The organism is Oerskovia gallyi, assembly GCF_014836745.1.
Classification (GTDB): domain Bacteria; phylum Actinomycetota; class Actinomycetes; order Actinomycetales; family Cellulomonadaceae; genus Oerskovia; species Oerskovia paurometabola.
In genome coordinates this window covers 13,706-32,767 of sequence record NZ_JACSQE010000007.1, presented here as the reverse complement: position 1 = coordinate 32,767, position 19,062 = coordinate 13,706, and the positions used below count along the sequence as shown (strand labels likewise).

The following is a 19,062-nucleotide window of genomic DNA, read 5'->3' as shown; positions in this document are numbered from 1 at the left end:
GTTGAGGTCGTTCTCGTACTCAGAACGACCTCAACCCCGTTCTCGGCACCCTGCTAGCGCCCGGCGGGGCCCAGGCGCGGCCACTCGATCGCGGGGCAGCGGTCCATGACCATGTCCAGGCCGGCCTCGCGCACGCGGTCGAACGCGTACGCGTCGACCACGCCGAGCTGGAACCAGACGGCCTGGGCGCCGACCTGCACGGCCTGGTCCGCGACGTCGCCCGCGAGGTCGGAGCGCACGAACACGTCCACGACGTCGACCGGGAACGGGATGTCGGCGAGCGAGGCGTACCCCTGCTCACCGTGCACCGTCTCGGCCGCCGGGTGGACGGGCACGATCCGCTTGCCCTGACGCTGGAGCAGCTGCGCCACCCCGTACGCGGCGCGGGCCGAGTTGTTCGACAGGCCCACCACGGCCCAGGTCTCGGTGTCCGCGAGGACCTTGCGGATCGTGGCGTCGTCGCCCCAGCTCTGTTCGCTCATACCGGGGCGAACCTCGGCACGGGAGCGGCTATTCCTGCTCGTCCCCCGGCGCGACTGGAACAGGACCCGGCCCGACGGCGCCGCTCACCCCACGAGGTGCGTCACCAGTCCCAGGGTCAGGAGCAGCGCGGCCGCCGCGCACGCACCCGTCCGCACGTGGTTCCAGGCGACCCAACGCCCGAGGAATTGCGCCCAGACCCGGTCGCGCTCCGCCGTCGGGCTCGCGGGACGCACCGCCACCCGACCCGACCCTCCACCGGAGGGTGAGGCTTCACCCGGCCGTGGACCCGCGGTCGAGGCCGCTGCGTCGGCGGCCTCGAGGCGGTCGTTGAGCGGGACGTTCACTGCAGCGGTCACGCCGATCCCGCCCACGAGGTAGACCACGGCACCCGCGAGGACGAGGGGCATGCCTGCGTCCCCCAGCCGGGTCGCGGCGACGACGCCCAGCACAGCCACGAGCCCGGTCGTGACGAGGAGGAGCGCACCGAAGGGCACCTTGGTCGCGTGCCGGTTGATCGAGGCCATCGCAGCCGCTCCCACTTCCGGAGCGACCGACCGCAGGCCCGCCATGACGAAGGTCGAGAACGCGAAGAGCACTCCCCCGACCAGCGCGCAGCCGACGGCCGCGCCGACCACGGCCCACCCGAGGGCGCCGAGCGCGTCCATCAGTGCACCCCGGGCAGCGGGGCCCAGGCGTCGGTCTGCGCCCACGCCGCGGCCTCGCGCCGCGCGAACTCGGTGAAGTCCCGCGGCTCGCGCCCCAGGACCTCGTGGACCCCGTGGGCCAGAGAGGCGTTGCGCCCGTCCAGGATCTCGGTGAAGAGGTAGCCCATGAGGTCGACGATGTCGGCCGGGAGTCCCGCAGCGGTCAGACCACCCGCGAACTCGTCACCGGTGATGGTCTGCAGCCGGACGTCACGCCCGCTCACCGCCCCGATCTCTGCGAGCGCCGCACCGAAGGTCAGCAGGCGTGGCCCGGTGAGCTCGTAGGTTCGCCCCTCGTGCCCTTCCTGGGTGAGCGCGGCGACGGCGACCTCGGCGACGTCCTCCAGGTCGACGAACGGCTCGACGGCGTCGGAGACGGGCAGCAGGGCGACGCCGTCGAGCACGGGGTCCAGCAGGAAGCCCTCGGTGAAGTTCTGGTCGAACCAGGCGCAGCGCAGGACGGTGCCGGACGGGAAGGCGTCGGCGACGAGCTGTTCGGCACGCTCCGCCTCGGGTTCGCCGCGCCCCGAGAGGAGCACGAGTCGGCGTACGCCCTGGCTGCGCGCGACGCGGGCGAACTCCGCGACGGTCTCGGGGATGCCGGGGGCGGCGAGGTCGGGGGCGACGGCCACGTAGGCGGCGTCGGCTCCGGCGACTGCCGGCGCCCAGGTCGTGGGGTCGTCCCAGTCGTGGCGGATCTCTGTGCTGCGCGAGAGGGGACGGACGGGGATCCCCGCGGCGGCCAGGCGGGCTGCGACGCGGCGGCCCGTCTTTCCCGTCGCCCCGACGACGGCGACGAGGGGCTGGACGCCGTCGGCGGTCGGTCCGGCGAGGGAGGTTGTGGGGTGCTCGTGCGCGGTCATGGCGGTCTCCTGTGATCGATGGTCCGTGCTGTGGTTCGAGTCAACCGGCTCCGCGCGAGACGTTCCATGGTTGAAAGGATCGACGCCATGTCCGTTCGTCTTCCCTCGCGCGGCCAGGGCGCGTACGGTCGACGCATGGACGCTGTCGCCGGACTTCTCGACGGCCCCCGCGTGCGCGGCGCCTTCCTGCTGCGGTCGCTCCTGGCTCCGCCGTGGTCGATGCGGATCGAGGACGAGGCCCCGCTCACGCTCGTCCCCGTGGTGCGCGGACATGCGTGGATCGGGGTGGACGCCGGCCCCGGACCCAACGAGCCTCGGCTCGAGGCCCATCTCGGCGCGGGCGACGTCGCGCTCGTGCGCGGACCACGCCACTACACGGTCGCCGACTCCCCCGGGACGCCCCCGCAGATCGTGAGCGACGCCGTCGGCATCTGCCGGCCGGTCGACGGCGGGGCCTCCCCCCTGACCGGGCTCGGCGTCCGGACGTGGGGCAACCACCCCGACGGGCCGACCATCCTGCTGACCGGCACCTACCCTCTCGAGGGCGAGGTGGGGGGCCGGCTCCTGAGCGTGCTGCCCGCGCTGGTCGTGCTGCGCAGCGGGGAACTCGACGCCGACCTCGTCGCGCTGCTCGCCCGAGAGATGGCACACGACCGGCCCGGTCAAGAAGCCGTGCTCGACCGGCTGCTCGACGTCTTGCTCATCGGAGCACTGCGCGCCTGGCTCGACCGCGGCGAGGCGCCCGGTTGGTACCGCGCGGACGCCGACCCCGTGGTCGGGCACGCGCTACGGCTCATGCACCACGACCCGGCCCGGCCGTGGACCGTCGAGGCGCTCGCACGGACCGTCGGGCTGTCGCGGGCCGCGTTCTCGCGCCGCTTCACCGAGCTCGTGGGCGAGCCGCCCATGGGCTACCTGACCGGGTGGCGGCTGACCCTCGCGGCCGACCTGCTGCTGGAACCTGGCGCGACCGTCGGCTCGGTGGCCCGGCAGGTGGGCTACGGGACGCCGTTCGCACTGAGCGCCGCGTTCACGCGGGTGCGCGGCCTGAGCCCGACGGCGCACCGGGAACGAGCGGGGGCGGCCTGACCTGGACGCCGGACGACTCCTCGGCGCCGAGCATGCGGTTGGCGTCGTGATACGGGTCCAGGCCGACGACAACCGCATGCTCGTGGGACGACAACCGCATGGTCGGCACGGCGACGCGCCCGCCGACGCATGCGGTGGCCACGACGCGCAGGCGCGCGCACCATGGCTGACATGCCCATCCCGCACGTGATCGCCCGGAGCAACCGGCGGTTCCTCAACCCGTTCGTGCTGCGCGTCTCGTCGCGCGTGCCACCGTTCGCGACCGTCCACCACCACGGACGGCGCAGCGGGCGCCCCTTCGCGACGCCCGTCATGGCGTTCCGCGAACCGCCCTCGACCGACGCCCCGCGCGAGGTCCGCGTGATCGTCGCCCTGACGTACGGGGCCGACGTCGACTGGCTCAAGAACGTCGAGGCCGTCGGGCTGTTCGGGCTCACGCGAGGTGGGCACGGGTACGTCGTCGACGACCTGCGTCGCCTGCACGGGGACGACGGACTTCGGCTCGTGCCCGCCGTGATCCGGGTCGCCCTGCGAGGGCTGCGGGTGGACGAGTTCCTCGACGGGCGGGTGGGACCGCCGCGCTGAGGGCCCTCCCGGGTCGCCCCGGGCACCCCAGCCCTCCCCGGCACCCGCTCCGCACGGCTGCCATGATGGGGACATGGCACACGACCTGTGGTTCACCGGCGACCCGGATGCCGACCAGCTGCTGTCCACCGACCCGTTCGCGCTGCTCATCGGCATGCTCCTGGACCAGCAGGTCACCATGGAGTCGGCGTTCGCCGGGCCGCTCAAGATCTCCCAGCGCATGGGCGGGTTCGACGTGCACCGCATCGCGACGGCCGAGCCCGAGGCGTTCGCTGCGATGGCGGCCACTCCCCCGGCGATCCACCGCTACCCGGGTTCCATGGCGGGCCGTGTGCAGGCCGTGGCGCAGGTCGTCGACGAGCAGTACGACGGCGACGTCACGCGGATCTGGACCGACCCGGCTCCCAACGGCGGCGCCCCCGACGGCCCCCTCGTCCTCAAGCGGCTCAAAGCGCTGCCGGGATTCGGCGAGCAGAAGGCGAAGATCTTCCTCGCGCTCCTCGGCAAGCAGTACGGCGTCCAGCCCGCAGGGTGGCGCGAGGCGGCAGGGGTGTACGGCGAGGACGGCGCGCGACGCTCGATCGCCGACGTCGTCGACCAGCACTCCCTCGATCAGGTCCGCGAGACGAAGAAGGCGGCCAAGGCTGCGGCGAAGGCGGAGCGGGCCGCCAAGGGCTGAGCCCTCCGGTCGCTGAGACCTCCGCCCCTGCCCGACGGCGTCGCTCCCCCGGTCCGGCAGGTGCCTGCCGTGCTCGACGGACGTAGCGTTCAGACGTCGGGCGTGCGTCCGTGCGCCCGCTCTCCCTCCGGAGGAGTTCTCATGGCTCACGGCGACATCACGCACATCGACATCCCTGTCGGCGACACCGACGCGGCCCGCACGTTCTACAGCGGACTGTTCGGCTGGGACATCGCCGAGGTCCCCGGATTCGAGGGGTACCCCATGTGGCGGGCCCCCAACCAGATCAGCGGTGGCGGGCTCGCGCCGCGCGAGGAGGGGTTCACCACCCCGCGCAGCTACGTCGAGGTCGACTCGATCGACGACACGCTCGCCCAGGTCGGCGCTCTCGGCGGCAAGGTGCTCATGGCCAGGACGCAGATCAGCCCGACGAGCTGGTGGGCCGTCTTCGAGGACCTCGACGGCAACCAGCTCGGCCTCTACGAAGGCGTCACGACCACGGATTGACGCCTGTGCGACGGCCTGCGCCCGGTCGCCCGACGCGCCCCGTCAAGCAGGACCGAAGACCACTCGACCGTCGGGGTCCTCGGCGCGTCGCGGTCGCAGACGTGCGGGCGCCGGCCACGGCAGCTCGTACCGCACGACGTGCGCGTCGATCGCCCCGAAGTCGTCGGTCTGGACGACCACGCGCTCCGGGGTGACCTCGACGAGGCGGACACGCAGTGGTTCGCGCGCCTCGTCCTCGAGCATCCACACGTCCGCGAGCCAGGACAGTCCCGTGCTGTCGAGAGCCTCCTCGGCGTCGAGCCAGTCGACCGGGTCGGTGAGGTCGTGACCCAGGAGCGAGACGGCGACCCAGGCGTCACCCTCGGGCCGGATCCAGCCGACGTGCTCACGGTCGTCGGGTCGGCGGTGCGGTATCCAGTCGCTGGGGAGCATCCAGGAACGATAGCGACGGCCGCCTCTCGGCGCCCAGCGAATTGCCGTCGGTGGAACCCGGCACGGGCCCACCCTTCCCGCGCTCGAACACGTCCTTCCGGTCGTCAACCGCCCCAGAACGACCTCAACCCCGTTCTCGGCACCCGCCGGCGCACCCGACGTCAGCCCTGCTGAGGGGTGCCCGTCCCCTCGCGGAATCCTTCGGCGAACCCGTCGCGGTACCCGTCGGCGTACCCCGCCTCGCGGGCGACCCGCTCGATCGCCTCACGGCCGGCCCGCTCAGCCGCTACGCCCCGCGCGTACGCCTCCGCGGATCCTTCCCGAAACATGTCGGTCTCCGAGGCCCGCACGAGCACGCGTGCCCCTGGCCCGTCCTCGTCGGTCACGAACCGACCGAGCCCGCGCACCAGGGCGACCGGTCGCCCGGCGGCCTTGCCGCGCACGAGCTCGGACGCCGCGGCGATCTGGTCCGCGACGGCCGTCACGGTCACGGACAGCTCGCGTCCGTGGGAGTCGATGCCGCCGCGCAGGTCGTCGAGCGCGACCACCCCGGCGACGCCGATCGCGAGGTCAGTGAGGCCTTCGCGCCACGCGCGTCCGGCCGTGTCGGACACGACGACCCCGACACGCACCCCGAACCGTTCCGTGAGCGCCGCCCGCAGCGCGCGGGCCGAGGCGTCGGGGTCGACGGGCAGCAGCAGCACCGTGCCCTCGGGCGTGTTGGACGCGTCGACGCCGGCGGCGGCCATGACGAGCCCGAGCCGGTTCTCGACGATGCGCAGCACGCCCCCGGGGTGGGGGCGTGTCGCGACGACGCGCACGGTCTCGTCGGTGATGGCCTGCTCGCGGTCGGCGGCCGCGACGACGCGCCCCTCGGCCTTGGAGACGACCTTGCTCGTCACGACCACGACGTCCCCGTCGCGCAGCCCGCCCTCGCGGTCGAGGCCGTCCCCCACGATGCGCGCGAGGTCGTCCCCGGGCGAGATCTCCCCGATGCCCGACGGCGCCACGACCGTGAAGCGGGTCTCGTCACCCTCGGCGCCCCGCGCCCCGGGCGACGCGGCCGGAACGGGGTGAGCGGCGCCGTCGGGCGGGGGGACGGGAGAGGACGTCACCGGACGAGCTTCGGCAGGACGTCGCGCGAGAACGTGTCGATCCACTCGCGCTGGTTCCGGCCCACGTTGTGCAGGTAGATGCGGTCGAAGCCGAGGTCGACGAACTTCTGGATGTAGGCGCGGTGCACGTCGGGGTCGGACGAGATGACCAGGCGGCCCTCGAAGTCCTCGGGGCGCACGAGCTTGGCCATCTGCTCGAAGTCGAAGGGCGAGCGGATGTCGGCCTTGGGGAACTTCATGCCGCCGTTGGGCCACTCCGTCATGGCGTTCGTGAGGGCCTCCTCGTCGGTCTCGGCCCACGACATGTGGAGCTGGAGGACCTTGGGCATGGTCTGCGGGTCGCGGCCGGACTCGCGGACGCCGTCGTCGAACTTGCCGAACAGCATCGAGATCTTCTCGAGCGGCGCGCCTACGGTGATGAGTCCGTCGGCGTGCTTGCCCGCACGCTTCGCGGTGACCGGGCCTGCCGTGGCGACGAGGATCTCGGGGGCGACCTCGGGCATGGTCCACAGGCGCGTGGACTCGTGCTTGTAGAACTGCCCCGAGTGCTTGGTGTCCTTGCCCGCGAGCGACGCGGCGAAGAGCTTCTTGATGATGTCGATGGCCTCGAACATGCGGTTGATGCGCTCGGGGGCCTCGGGCCAGTACTGGGCCGTGACGTGCTCGTTGAGGGCTTCGCCCGAGCCCAGGCCCAGCCAGTGGCGTCCCGGGTACATCGCGGCGAGCGTCGCCGAGGCCTGCGCGACCATCGCGGGGTGCCAGCGGAACGTGGGTGCCGTGACGCCCGGTCCCAGGTCGCCGCGCGTGCGCTCGCCGAGGGCCGACAGGACGTTCCACACGAACGCCGAGTGCCCCTGCGCGGGGACCCAGGGCTGGAAGTGGTCCGCGGCCATGACGCCCGAGAAGCCCTTGCTCTCGGCGTACTCGGAGAGGGCGATGACCTCGGTCGGGTGGAACTGCTCGAGCATGGCGGCGTAGCCGATCGTCAAGTCCATGGATCGACCTTAGTACGGGCGCCCCGCGCCCGAGCGCCGGTATCTGATACTTGCCGCAGGACGGCCGCCCGGTGGTGCATGCCGGGCGGCCGGCCTGCCTCAGCAGGTGTCGGCTACGTGTACAGCGGGGTCAGCGCCGCGTACTCCTCGACCGAGCCGTCGCGCAGGCAGACCTCGATGATCTGTCGCCCCAACGGGTCCAGGTCGTCGGTGAGGAACTGCTCGAGCTCGCTCTTGAAGAAGTCCGTGATGATCTTCGCGCCCGTGTCGTAGGCCTCGACGCCCACCTGCGACTGCATCTCGGGCTTGAGGAAGGTCGGCCGGACGAGCTGCCCGTCGATCTTCATCTCCTGGAGCGTGTAGCCGAACAGGGGGCAGCGCGAGGGGGTCAGCTCCTCTGCCCGCAGCTTGCCGCCGCCGCGCCGCGCGAGGTACTCGCGGGTGAGCCACTCGGCCGCGAAGTCGACCTTGTATGCGCCGATGTGCTGGTTGGGCGTGAGCACGTAGCGTGTGCGGTCGTTGTCGACGAGCTGGCGCAGCAGGAGGTTCGCCGCCGCGACCTTGGTGCCGGTCGAGAAGGGCCAGTACGACCCGACTCCCTCGGCCACCATGCCGCCGTGGGCGAGCTTGTCGGTCGCGGTCTTGGACTCGCCGATCGAGGGGTTCTTGTCCCCGCGCGGGGCGATGAGCCGCCAGATCCACGCGAGCGACGGCGGCACGATGTGCATCATGCCCATGATCCCGTAGGTGGGGTTGTCGCGGGTGCAGGCCGGCATCCGGGCGCCGAAGGTGCGCACGTCGACCTCCTCGGCGCCCGTGACGTCGGTCAGGAGGTGACGGGGCACGACCACGCGCGGGTTGGGGCAGCGCTTGCCCGTCGAGTCGAGCGTGTGCTCCCACGGCAGCACGGTCGCGTCGGGGACGCCGTCGATGTTGAAGAAGACGAGGGGCTGGTCGGGGTGGATGCAGGCGCGCTCGAGGTGCGTGTCCTGGCCGTAGCCCGTGAGGTTGTCGACGCGCACGAACCACCCGTCCTCGGCGTCGGCGACCACGAGGCGCCCGTCGCCGGTCTGCAGGTCGACGTGGCACAGCGTCATGTCGTCGGTCACGGGGTCCAGGGCGCTGGTCTCGCCGAGGTTGATGACGTAGGGCTCGTCGGTCACGACGTTGGTGCCGAGCAGGATGCGCCCGTCCTCCTGACGTCGGATCTCCTGGCACATCTCGGACTTGCCGCCGCCCGAGGCTCCCTCGTGCATGATCACGGTCTCGTTCTCGTAGGGCGTCGTGACGCGGACCGAGGACGCGTGCGCGGTGACCCAGCCCTCCTGCTCGCCGACGTCGAGCAGGACGGAGAAGACGCCCTTCTTGGCGCTCGGGCCCGGGTAGAGGTTGTACGCGAAGACCTCGTGCAGCGTCTCGGAGCGGTCGTGGACCACGACCTGGCGGCCGTCGAAGTGCGTGTGGCGGAAGGGCGGCGCGACGTAGAGGATCGAGCGCGGCTCGAAGGGGCCGATCTCGTCGAACGTGACCCAGCCCTGCAGGTCCACGAGGGTGAGCGCGAAGAACGCGGAGTTGACGGGGCAGATCGCGAGCGAGGGGTAGCCGTGCGTGAGGCCGCCTGCCTTGAAGGGCACGACGACGAGGTCCTGCCCCGCGAGCCAGTCGAGCGTCTCGGCCTTGACCGCGTCGAACTCGGCGCCGAACACGTCCCGGTAGCGCGGCTTGTCGGTCGGCAGGTCGTCGGCGATGCGCATGCAGTCGGGGTCGCGCCGACGCATGTAGTCCTCGGGGTAGTTCACGGCGATGCCGTTCTTGCACCGCACCACCTCGGCCTCGGGCACCGGCGTGCCGCGCACGTCGTACTCGACGGTGAACCGCGGACCGCCCTCGGGGCCGAGCGCGAGCCGGTAGAGCTCCTCGCGGGAGCCGGGGACGATGACGTTCGCGCACGCATCCAGGGCGGCCTGGACAGCGGGGGGAAGGACCGTGCCGGCGGGGATGCTTCCGGTTCCGTGCACGGCCACGCTGTCGATCAATGTCATTGCAACTCCTGGGTCGGACCTCGAACGAAAGGCGTCGAGACGATGGGGCGCGTCCACGTACGCCCCTGCCTTTGCTTGAAGGTTACGAGCCGATGACCATGTCAACCAGGGACCTTTGACCTTTGTTTCATTCGGGAAAACTCGGGCGCCCGGGTCCCGTCCGGGGACCGGCCGTTTCACAGGAGCCCCCGAGATTCTGGGAGAATGTCGTCCATGAGCTCACCCGCCGAGGGCACCACGCCCGCACCCGCCACCCAGACCACCGCCGCACCCGCCCCCGCCGAGGGCACCCAGGTAGTCCGCGCCGTGGTCGGCGAGGTACCGGACAAGGTGAGCCTCGACGGCCTCGAGACCAAGTTCGACGCCGCCTGGACCGAGCAGGGCACCTACTCGTTCGACCGGACGAAGACGCGCGAGCAGGTCTACTCGATCGACACCCCGCCGCCCACCGTCTCCGGCTCGCTGCACGTGGGTCACGTGTTCTCCTACACGCACACCGACGTCGTCGCGCGCTTCTGGCGCATGCGCGGGCGCGAGGTCTTCTACCCCATGGGCTGGGACGACAACGGCCTGCCGACCGAGCGCCGCGTGCAGAACTACTACGGCGTGCGCTGCGACCCGTCGCTGCCCTACGTCGAGGGCTACGAGCCGCCGCTCCAAGGAGCCGAGGGCAAGAGCGTCAAGGCCGCCGACCAGCAGCCCGTCTCGCGCCGCAACTTCGTCGAGCTGTGCGAGCGCCTGACGGCAGAGGACGAGGTCCAGTTCGAGGAGCTGTGGCGCCGCCTGGGCCTGTCGGTCGACTGGTCGCACCACTACCAGACGATCGGCGTCCCGGCCCGCATCGTCGCGCAGAAGGCGTTCCTGCGAAACCTCTCGCGCGGCGAGGCGTACCAGTCCGAGGCCCCGGGCCTGTGGGACGTGACCTTCCAGACGGCCGTCGCCCAGGCCGAGCTCGAGGCGCGCGACTACCCCGGCCACTTCCACAAGGTCGCCTTCCACGCGCCCGGCGGCGAGAAGGTCTACATCGAGACCACGCGCCCCGAGCTGCTCGCGGCCTGCGTGGCCCTCATCGCGCACCCCGACGACGAGCGCTACCAGGGCCTGTTCGGCACCACGGTCACCTCTCCCCTGTTCGACGTCGAGGTGCCCGTCCTGGCGCACTCCGCCGCGCAGATGGACAAGGGCGCGGGGATCGCGATGTGCTGCACGTTCGGCGACCTGACCGACGTCCAGTGGTGGCGCGAGCTGCAGCTCCCGACCCGCTCGATCATCAACCGCGACGGGCGCATCACGCGCGAGACGCCGGCGTGGCTCACGTCCGAGCGCGCGGTCGCGCTGTTCGAGGAGATCGCGGGCAAGACGACGTTCTCGGCGCGCACGGCCGTCGTCGACGCGCTGCGCGAGGCCGGCGACCTGGACGGCGAGCCCGTCGCGACCCAGCGCAAGGCGAACTTCTTCGAGAAGGGCGACAAGCCCCTCGAGATCGTCACCTCGCGCCAGTGGTACATCCGCAACGGCGGCCGCGACGTGCCGCTGCGTGAGGAGCTGCTCGCGCGCGGCAAGGAGCTCGACTTCCACCCCGAGTTCATGCAGGTGCGCTACGAGAACTGGGTCGGCGGCCTCAACGGTGACTGGCTCGTCTCGCGTCAGCGCTTCTTCGGTGTCGCCATCCCGCTGTGGTACCCCGTCCTGGAGTCGGGCGAGACCGACTACGAGCACCCGATCGTCCCCGACGAGTCGCTCCTGCCGATCGACCCGTCCTCCGACGTCCCGGCGGGCTACACGGCCGACCAGCGCGGCGTCCCGGGCGGCTTCGTGGGCGAGCCCGACGTCATGGACACCTGGGCGACCTCGTCCCTGACGCCGCAGATCGCGGGCGGCTGGGAGTCCGACCCGGACCTGTTCGAGCGCGTCTTCCCCATGGACCTGCGCCCCCAGGGCCAGGACATCATCCGCACGTGGCTCTTCTCCACGGTGGTCCGCTCGCACCTCGAGCACGGTTCGCTGCCCTGGACCAACGCCGCGATCTCGGGCTGGATCCTGGACCCCGACCGCAAGAAGATGTCCAAGTCGAAGGGCAACGTCGTGACGCCCATGGGCCTGCTCGAGGAGCACGGCTCGGACGCGGTCCGCTACTGGGCTGCCTCTGCCCGCCTCGGTACCGACGCGGCGTTCGAGGTCGGTCAGATGAAGATCGGTCGCCGCCTCGCGATCAAGGTCCTCAACGCGTCCAAGTTCGCGCTGTCGTTCGGCGGCGACGAGATCACGCTCGACCCGGCCCTCGTGACCGAGCCGATCGACCGCTCGATGATCGCAAGCCTCGTCGAGGTGGTGGCCCGCGCGACCGACGCTCTCGAGGAGTACGACCACACGCGCGCCCTGGAGCTCTCGGAGACGTTCTTCTGGACGTTCTGCGACGACTACCTCGAGCTCGTCAAGGACCGCGCCTACGGCGCTGGAGCCGGGCCCGACGACGTCACGCCCGAGACGCAGTCGGCGCGCGTCGCGCTCGCCCTGGCTCTCGACACCCTGCTGCGCCTGTTCGCGCCGTACCTGCCGTTCGCGACCGAAGAGGTGTGGTCGTGGTGGCGCAAGGGCTCCGTGCACCGCGCACCGTGGCCCACGACGGCCGAGCTCCTTCCCGCGACCAGGGGCGGCGTCCCCGTCGTCCTCGTGGGCGCCGGGCACGCCCTGGCCGCGCTGCGCAAGGTCAAGTCGGAGGCCAAGGTCTCGATGCGCACCCCGATCCTCGCCGTGACGCTGGCCGTCCCGGCCGAGTTCGTCGCGTCGGTCCGGGCGGCCGAGGCGGACATCCGCGGCGCCGGACGCGTGACCGGATCGTTCGACGTCGTCGAGGCAGCCGAGGGCCAGGGCGACCCGGCCGTCCAGGGCGGCATCGTCGTCGTGCACTCCGAGCTCGGTGAGCCCGAGGTCCGCAACCGCGGCTGACGCTCCCCCGCAGCACGACGCAGGGCCCCGCCCGCACCTGCGGTCGGGGCCCTGCGTCGTGCTGGCGATCCAGCGCCGCGTCCGAGGCGATCAGACCATCTCGCCCCGCAACCGCGCGTCGTCGCCCGACATGGTCGCCGCGACCTCGTTGGGCGTGCTGTCGTCGTTCCAGCGCAGGGTCGCCCCGACACCCTCGATGAGCTCGACGCTGCCGTCGGGCGAGAACGTGAGGCCCGCGTCCTGGCCGATCGCGGCGCGGACCAGCGCAACGGTCGCGGGCAGCTCCTCGATCCCCTCGCTGACGCCCAGGTCGGTGATGGCCGAGCGCGAGGACCCGATGTGCAGCGGGCTGGGCCCGATCCACAGGGTCCGACCGTCGAGCTCGGCGTCCTGGCCGTACTCGTCGGCGAGGATCAGCTCCTTGACCTGGCCGCGGGAGAGCACCGCGACGACGTCCTCGAGGGAGGTCACGGCAGCCGCCTCACGGCCCTGCTCCTGCCGGAACTCGGCGAGCACCGCCTCCCGGCGTCGCTCGCGGAAGCTCTCGAGCGCGTCCTCGACGTTGGACTCGAACGCCGCCTCGTTGATGCCCGGGCCGCGACCGCCGCCCGCGACCTCGACCACGAGCTCCTCGGTGGCCTTGGTGAGCGCGGCCCTCACGAGGGGCACCGCCCGCACGTCACCCGTGAGGAGGACGAGCTCGGGCCGGTGCTCGAGGACCTGCCGGTCGAGCTCGGCCGCGACGGCCTCGGCGTTGCGCTCCCAGGAGTCCTCGGCGCGCGCCTCGATCCGCTTGTGCGACAGGCCGCCCGTACGGACCTTGTTGATGACGTCGTGCCCGCCCTCGACGGACTCCGCGTCCCCGTAGGGCAGGTGTCCGCCCGCGACGGACCACGTGAGGTCCGCCCCCTGCCGGTCGACGACGACGCGCACGTAGTCGACCGACTCGTCGGCCGCGCGCGCCGCCTGGAGCAGGGCGGGGACGGGGCCCCAGAGCCCCTTCGTGACAGCGGGCGGGTCCTTCAGGACCCGGTCGACGAGGACACCCTCCTCGTCGGCGATGAGGACGCGGCCGTGCGGGCCGGGCACCCTCGTGGGGAGCGTGACGGACTCCTCGAGCTCGTCGATGATGCTCGCCGGGGCTCCCGCTGCGGCGAGCGCCCGGCGCACTCCCTTCCACCGGTTCTCGACCTCGCGTGCGGTGGCCTCGTCGCCTCGTGTCGCGTCGAGATAGACCGTCGCGAACGGGCCGGGGTGGCCGAGCAGGGGCTTGAGCCAGTCGATCTTCATGCAGGCACCTCTAGACATCCATCGTCGGAGGGACGGTCGGAGGCCGACCGCCCCGATGTCCTCACCAGCCTGCTGCACGTGGCCGACGAACGCCACCGGGGACGCCGTGCCGGGACCTTCAGGAGTAGGTGTCCAGGACCGGGACCTCGTCCAGGTGCTCGCGGGCGATCCGCTGGTGGTGCCGGATGACCTCGCTCACGATGAACTCGCGGAACTGCTCGGCGAACGCCGGGTCCAGACCGGAGGACTCCGCGATGCTGGTGAGGCGGGCGATCTGCTGCTGGTCCCGGGCCGGGTCCGCGGGCGGCAGCCCACCCTGGGCCTTGAGCTCGCCGACCCTGCGCGTGAACTTGAAGCGCTCGGCGAGCAGGTGCATGAGAGCGGCGTCGATGTTGTCGATGCTCTCGCGGAGCCGGAGGATCTCGTCGGGGACGGGCTGCGGAGCCGTGGCGGGGGCGGGGTGCTCGCTCATCCGTCGATCCTAGGCTCGCGCCGGGGCCGGGCGAACCGGCCGACGGAACGTGGGACGCCCGGTACGCAGTAAAATCGGTCCTTGTCCCACCACTCAGCGGAGAGTAGACATGACCGAATTCGCGTCGCCGAGCCTCGTCGAGGTACCGACCACCAGCAGCATCAGCACGCTTCTCACCGACCGCGTCGAGCGCTCCGGGGACGACGCGGTGATCGAGCGACGCCTCACGCCGGGCGGCCCCTGGCAGCCCGTGAGCGCCCGTGCCTTCGACGACGACGTGGTCGAGGTGGCCCGCGGGCTCGTCGCGCGTGGGGTGCAGGCCGGCGACCGCGTCGCGATCATGTCCCGCACCCGGTACGAGTGGACGCTGCTCGACTTCGCGGTCTGGGCAGCGGGCGGCGTGCCCATCCCCGTCTACGAGACGTCCTCGGCCGACCAGGTCGAGTGGATCCTGTCGGACTCGGGCGTGAGCGTGGCCCTCGTCGAGACGGCCGCGCACGCCGCGATCGTCGAGAGCGTCCGCGAGCGGCTCCCGCTCCTGCGGGAGGTCCTCGTGATCGACGACGGAGCGGTCGACGACCTGCGTGCCGGTGGCTCCGACGTGGCCCGCGACGAGATCGACGCGCGGCGCGCGGCGACCGGACGCGACGACCTCGCCACCATCATCTACACGTCGGGGGCCACCGGGCGCCCCAAGGGCGTCGAGCTCACGCACCTGAACTTCGTGCACCTGACCCGCAACGGCGTCGCCGGCCTCGCCGAGATCGTCGCGACGCCCGACGCCCGCACGCTGCTCTTCCTCCCGCTCGCGCACGTCTTCGCACGGTTCGTCCAGGTCGTGTGCATCGCCTCCCCCACCGCGGTCCTCGCGCACAGCTCCGACATCAAGAAGCTCGTCCCGGACCTCGGCTCGTTCAAGCCGACGTTCCTGCTCGCCGTCCCCCGCGTGTTCGAGAAGGTCTACAACGCCGCCGAGCAGAAGGCGGGCGCGGGCGCCAAGCGTCGCATCTTCCACTGGTCGGCCAAGGTCGCCATCACGTACTCGCGCGCGCTCGACTCGACCGGCGGACCCTCGGTCGTCCTCAAGGCGCAGCACGCGCTCGCGGACCGGCTCGTGTTCGGTTCGATGCGCTCGGCCCTCGGTGGCGACCTGACCCACTCGATCTCGGGCGGGGCCCCGCTGGGCGAACGCCTCGGCCACTTCTTCCGCGGCGTCGGGCTGACGATCCTCGAGGGCTACGGCCTCACCGAGACCACGGCTCCCTCGGCCGTGAACCTGCCCAGCCGCCTCAAGATCGGCACGGTCGGCCCCGCGTTCCCCGGTACGGCGCTCAAGGTCGACGCCGAGGGCGAGCTCTTCGTCAAGGGGGACCACGTCTTCCGCGGCTACCACAACCAGCCCGAGCTGACCGCGGAGGTCCTCCAGGACGGCTGGTTCCGCACGGGCGACCTCGCCTCGCTCGACGAGGACGGCTACCTGCGGATCACGGGGCGCAAGAAGGAGATCATCGTGACGGCGGGCGGGAAGAACGTCGCTCCCGCTCAGCTCGAGGACCGCCTGCGCGCCCACCCGCTCGTGAGCCAGGTCGTCGTGGTCGGCGACCAGCGCCCCTTCATCGGCGCCCTCGTCACGATCGACCCCGAGATGCTCCCCGGGTGGCTCACGACCCACGGGCTGCCGCCCATGGACGTCGCGACGGCCGCCACCGACCCGACCGTCCTCGCGGCCATCGACCGTGCCGTGACCCGCGCCAACGAGGCGGTCTCCCGCGCGGAGTCGATCCGCAAGATCCAGGTGCTCACGACCGACTTCACCGAGCAGAACGGCTATCTGACGCCGTCGCTCAAGGTCAAGCGCAACCTGGTGCTGCGCGACTTCACGTCGACGATCGACGACCTCTACGGCGCACCCGCGAACGCGGACGCCTGACGGGCGCGGTCGGCACGGCCCGGGTCCCGCCGACGGCGCCGTCCCGCGAAACGACGAAGGGCCCCGGAACCGAGGTTCCGGGGCCCTTCGTGCTCCCTGCGACCTACGCGCTCTTCTCGCGCGGCGCACGCTTGATCGCGGTGCGCGGGACGAGCGTCGGGTTGACGTTGTCGAGCACGGCCTCCCGGGTGATGACCACGCGCTCGACGTCGTCCCGGCTGGGGACGTCGAACATGGCCTGCTGGAGGACCTCCTCCATGATGGCGCGGAGCCCTCGGGCACCCGTGCCCCGCAGCAGCGCCTGGTCGGCGATCGCGCTGATCGCGTCGTCCTCGAACTCGAGCTCGACACCGTCGATCTGGAACATCCGCTGGTACTGCTTGACCAGCGCGTTCCGCGGCTCGGTCAGGATGCGCACGAGCGCCTCCTGGTCGAGCTTGGCGACCGAGGTGATGATGGGCAGCCGCCCGATGAACTCGGGGATGAGACCGTACTTCTGCAGGTCCTCGGGGCGAACCTCGGCGAAGAGGTCGGCCTCCTCGTGCGAGTCCATGGGAGCCCCGAAGCCGACCCCGCGCTTGCGCGAGCGGGTGGCCACGATCTCGTCGAGCCCGGCGAACGCCCCTGCCACGATGAACAGGACGTTGGTCGTGTCGATCTGGATGAACTCCTGGTGCGGGTGCTTGCGCCCGCCCTGCGGAGGCACCGATGCCGTGGTGCCCTCGATGATCTTGAGCAGAGCCTGCTGCACGCCCTCGCCCGACACGTCACGGGTGATCGACGGGTTCTCCGACTTGCGGGCGACCTTGTCGACCTCGTCGATGTAGATGATGCCCGTCTCGGCCTTCTTGACGTCGTAGTCAGCGGCCTGGATGAGCTTGAGGAGGATGTTCTCGACGTCCTCGCCGACGTACCCCGCCTCCGTGAGCGCCGTGGCGTCCGCGATCGCGAACGGCACGTTGAGCATCTTCGCGAGCGTCTGCGCCAGGTACGTCTTGCCGGTGCCCGTGGGGCCGATCAGCAGGATGTTCGACTTGGCGATCTCCACCTGCGAGTCGTCCGAGGGGCGTGCGTGCTCCCCCGCCTGGATCCGCTTGTAGTGGTTGTAGACCGCCACTGCCAGCGCCCGCTTCGCGGCGTCCTGCCCGATGATGTACTGCTCGAGGAAGTCGAAGATCTCCCGCGGCTTGGGGAGCTCCACGAGCCCGAGCTCGGCCGCTTCCGACAGCTCTTCCTCGATGATCTCGTTGCAGAGCTCGATGCACTCGTCGCAGATGTACACGCCGGGGCCCGCGATGAGCTTCTTGACCTGCTTCTGGGACTTACCGCAGAAGGAACACTTCAGCAGGTCTGCACCATCTCCGATCCGAGCCACTACGAGCCTCCTAGCCTCGGTCTTGCTGCTGCGCCGGGACTGAGGCCCCCGCGATCTGGGACGACACGCGCCGACCTACCACCATTGCACACCACCGGGGGCCCGTTGTCAGCCGGGCACCCCGGTGGGTCGGGGGGAAATGTCGAGATCAGGGCTTGTTCTGGATGACCGGCTTGCGGCTCTCCAGGACCTGGTCGACCAGTCCGTACTCGAGGGCCTGCTTGGCCGTGAGGATCTTGTCGCGCTCGATGTCCTCACGGACCTGCTCGACGTCGCGCCCCGAGTGCATGGCCAGGGTGTCCTCGAGCCACTCGCGCATGCGGATGAGCTCGTTCGCGTGGATCTCGATGTCCGAGGCCTGGGCGTAGCCGCCGCCCTCCATCGCGGGCTGGTGGATCAGCACGCGGGCGTTGGGGAGCGCGAGGCGCTTGCCGGGCTGCCCGGCCGCGAGCAGCACGGCCGCGGCGGAGGCCGCCTGGCCGAGGCACACGGTCTGGATCTGCGGCTTGATGTACTGCATGGTGTCGTACAGCGCCGTCATGGCCGTGAACGAGCCGCCGGGCGAGTTGATGTAGAGGATGATGTCGCGGTCCGGGTCCTGGCTCTCCAGGACGAGGAGCTGCGCCATGACGTCGTCCGCGGACGCGTCGTCGACCTGGACGCCCAGGAAGATGATGCGGTCCTCGAACAGCTTGGTGTACGGGTCCTGGCGCTTGAAGCCGTAGGCCGTGCGCTCCTCGAACTGCGGGAGCACGTAGCGCGAGGACGGCGCACCGTGCGGGAGGGCGATGCCGCCGCCGGCGCCCGCGCCCGCGAGGCGCTGAGCGGTCGAGATGTACTGGGATTCCTGGCTTGCGTAGCTCAAGGTGTCTCCTCGGATGGGATCGTGGGTGGGGGGCCGGGGCGTCGGTGAGCTCAGCTGCTCGCCGTGCCGCCGCCACCCGTCACCGACGAAGCGTTCGTCACGACGTGGTCGATGAAGCCGTACTCGAGGGCTTCGGGCGCCGTGAACCAGCTGTCACGGTCGTTGTCCTTGAGGATCTTCTCGAGCGGCTGACCGGTCTGCTCGGCCGTGAGCTCGGAGAGCACCTTCTTCATGTGCATGATGAGCTGCGCGTTGATGCGCACGTCGGTCGCCGTGCCGCCGATGCCGCCCGAGGGCTGGTGCATCATGACGCGGGCGTGGGGCGTCGCGTAGCGCTTGCCCTTGGTGCCCGAGGAGAGCAGGAACTGCCCCATCGAGGCCGCCATGCCCATCGCGATGGTCGCGACGTCCGGCTGGATGTACTGCATGGTGTCGTAGATCGCCATGCCGGCCGTGATCGACCCGCCCGGCGAGTTGATGTAGAGCCAGATGTCCTTGTCGGGGTCCTCCGCGGCGAGCAGCATCATCTGGGCGCAGATGGCGTTCGCGTTCTCGTCGCGCACCTCCGAGCCCAACCAGATGATGCGCTCCTTGAGCAGCCGGTTGTAGATGGAGTCGTTCAGGCCGAGTCCCGGCCCCTCGGCTCGTGCCACCGGAAACTGATCGCTCACGTCCATCTCCTTCGTC

At 71.2% G+C, this 19,062-nt stretch carries 18 protein-coding genes; 6 read left to right on the top strand and 12 right to left on the bottom strand.

Translation table 11 applies throughout. From position 1 onward, the window contains the following. Positions 1-53: 53 nt before the first annotated feature. The 3 genes from H9640_RS09895 to H9640_RS09885 all read right to left on the bottom strand — a co-directional run bounded on the left by H9640_RS09895 (position 54) and on the right by H9640_RS09885 (position 2,050). Positions 54-482: a CoA-binding protein gene (locus tag H9640_RS09895; RefSeq protein WP_191790557.1), complete on the bottom strand. Its 429-nt coding sequence runs from the start codon at positions 480-482 to the stop codon at positions 54-56. Between the two features lie 84 nt (positions 483-566). After that, a complete protein-coding gene (locus H9640_RS09890; protein ID WP_191790556.1) occupies positions 567-1,148 on the bottom strand; it encodes an anthrone oxygenase family protein in 582 nt (193 codons plus the stop codon). After that, positions 1,148-2,050, bottom strand: a complete 903-nt coding sequence (locus H9640_RS09885) for an NAD(P)H-binding protein (RefSeq protein ID WP_191790555.1) — start codon at positions 2,048-2,050, stop codon at positions 1,148-1,150. Before H9640_RS09885 ends, H9640_RS09890 begins: the two co-directional genes overlap by 1 nt. Positions 2,051-2,185: 135 nt before the next feature. Between H9640_RS09885 and H9640_RS09880 the strand changes: the two genes are divergently transcribed. The 4 genes from H9640_RS09880 to H9640_RS09865 all read left to right on the top strand — a co-directional run bounded on the left by H9640_RS09880 (position 2,186) and on the right by H9640_RS09865 (position 4,910). Further along, positions 2,186-3,139 (top strand): AraC family transcriptional regulator, encoded by a 954-nt coding sequence (locus H9640_RS09880; protein ID WP_191790554.1) that lies wholly within the window; start codon positions 2,186-2,188, stop codon positions 3,137-3,139. A gap of 171 nt (positions 3,140-3,310) precedes the next feature. Next, entirely contained in the window at positions 3,311-3,724 is a 414-nt protein-coding gene (locus H9640_RS09875) for a PNPOx family protein (RefSeq protein WP_191790553.1), read from the top strand. 73 nt (positions 3,725-3,797) lie between these two features. Beyond that, complete coding sequence (locus tag H9640_RS09870) at positions 3,798-4,403, top strand: HhH-GPD-type base excision DNA repair protein (protein ID WP_191790552.1); 606 nt, start codon at positions 3,798-3,800, stop codon at positions 4,401-4,403. Between the two features lie 141 nt (positions 4,404-4,544). Beyond that, the gene (locus H9640_RS09865) at positions 4,545-4,910 is read left to right on the top strand and encodes a VOC family protein (RefSeq protein ID WP_191790551.1); all 366 of its coding nucleotides are present in this window, start codon (positions 4,545-4,547) and stop codon (positions 4,908-4,910) included. Positions 4,911-4,952: 42 nt separating this feature from the next. Here H9640_RS09865 and H9640_RS09860 read toward each other — a convergent pair whose 3' ends face one another. The 4 genes from H9640_RS09860 to H9640_RS09845 form a co-directional block, all read right to left on the bottom strand. Further along, a complete protein-coding gene (locus H9640_RS09860; protein WP_191790550.1) occupies positions 4,953-5,342 on the bottom strand; it encodes a hypothetical protein in 390 nt (129 codons plus the stop codon). A gap of 161 nt (positions 5,343-5,503) precedes the next feature. Beyond that, positions 5,504-6,352 (bottom strand): coenzyme F420-0:L-glutamate ligase, encoded by an 849-nt coding sequence (gene cofE / locus H9640_RS09855; protein WP_318243741.1) that lies wholly within the window; start codon positions 6,350-6,352, stop codon positions 5,504-5,506. 101 nt (positions 6,353-6,453) lie between these two features. After that, positions 6,454-7,452, bottom strand: coding sequence for a TIGR03557 family F420-dependent LLM class oxidoreductase (locus tag H9640_RS09850; protein WP_138824860.1), 999 nt, complete (start codon positions 7,450-7,452; stop codon positions 6,454-6,456). 113 nt (positions 7,453-7,565) lie between these two features. After that, a complete protein-coding gene (locus tag H9640_RS09845; RefSeq protein WP_191790548.1) occupies positions 7,566-9,494 on the bottom strand; it encodes a DUF4914 family protein in 1,929 nt (642 codons plus the stop codon). Between the two features lie 213 nt (positions 9,495-9,707). On the opposite strand from H9640_RS09845, the gene valS reads away from it, so the two are divergent. Next, positions 9,708-12,443, top strand: a complete 2,736-nt coding sequence (gene valS / locus H9640_RS09840) for a valine--tRNA ligase (protein ID WP_404821895.1) — start codon at positions 9,708-9,710, stop codon at positions 12,441-12,443. A 90-nt stretch (positions 12,444-12,533) separates the two neighbouring features. Here the strand turns inward: valS and H9640_RS09835 are convergent, their stop codons facing one another. Both H9640_RS09835 and H9640_RS09830 read right to left on the bottom strand, forming a co-directional pair. Next, positions 12,534-13,733: a baeRF2 domain-containing protein gene (locus tag H9640_RS09835; protein WP_191790546.1), complete on the bottom strand. Its 1,200-nt coding sequence runs from the start codon at positions 13,731-13,733 to the stop codon at positions 12,534-12,536. Positions 13,734-13,851: 118 nt separating this feature from the next. Then, positions 13,852-14,205 (bottom strand): chorismate mutase, encoded by a 354-nt coding sequence (locus H9640_RS09830; RefSeq protein WP_191790545.1) that lies wholly within the window; start codon positions 14,203-14,205, stop codon positions 13,852-13,854. Positions 14,206-14,314: 109 nt separating this feature from the next. Between H9640_RS09830 and H9640_RS09825 the strand changes: the two genes are divergently transcribed. Then, on the top strand, positions 14,315-16,135 hold the full coding sequence (locus H9640_RS09825) for an AMP-dependent synthetase/ligase (RefSeq protein WP_191790544.1): 1,821 nt from the start codon (positions 14,315-14,317) through the stop codon (positions 16,133-16,135). Between the two features lie 103 nt (positions 16,136-16,238). Here the strand turns inward: H9640_RS09825 and clpX are convergent, their stop codons facing one another. The 3 genes from clpX to H9640_RS09810 all read right to left on the bottom strand — a co-directional run bounded on the left by clpX (position 16,239) and on the right by H9640_RS09810 (position 19,052). Then, the gene (clpX, locus tag H9640_RS09820; protein ID WP_191790543.1) at positions 16,239-17,510 is read right to left on the bottom strand and encodes an ATP-dependent Clp protease ATP-binding subunit ClpX; all 1,272 of its coding nucleotides are present in this window, start codon (positions 17,508-17,510) and stop codon (positions 16,239-16,241) included. Between the two features lie 148 nt (positions 17,511-17,658). Next, positions 17,659-18,375: an ATP-dependent Clp protease proteolytic subunit gene (locus H9640_RS09815; protein WP_225226994.1), complete on the bottom strand. Its 717-nt coding sequence runs from the start codon at positions 18,373-18,375 to the stop codon at positions 17,659-17,661. A gap of 50 nt (positions 18,376-18,425) precedes the next feature. After that, positions 18,426-19,052, bottom strand: a complete 627-nt coding sequence (locus H9640_RS09810) for an ATP-dependent Clp protease proteolytic subunit (RefSeq protein WP_030150966.1) — start codon at positions 19,050-19,052, stop codon at positions 18,426-18,428. Between the last annotated feature and the right edge of the window lie 10 nt (positions 19,053-19,062).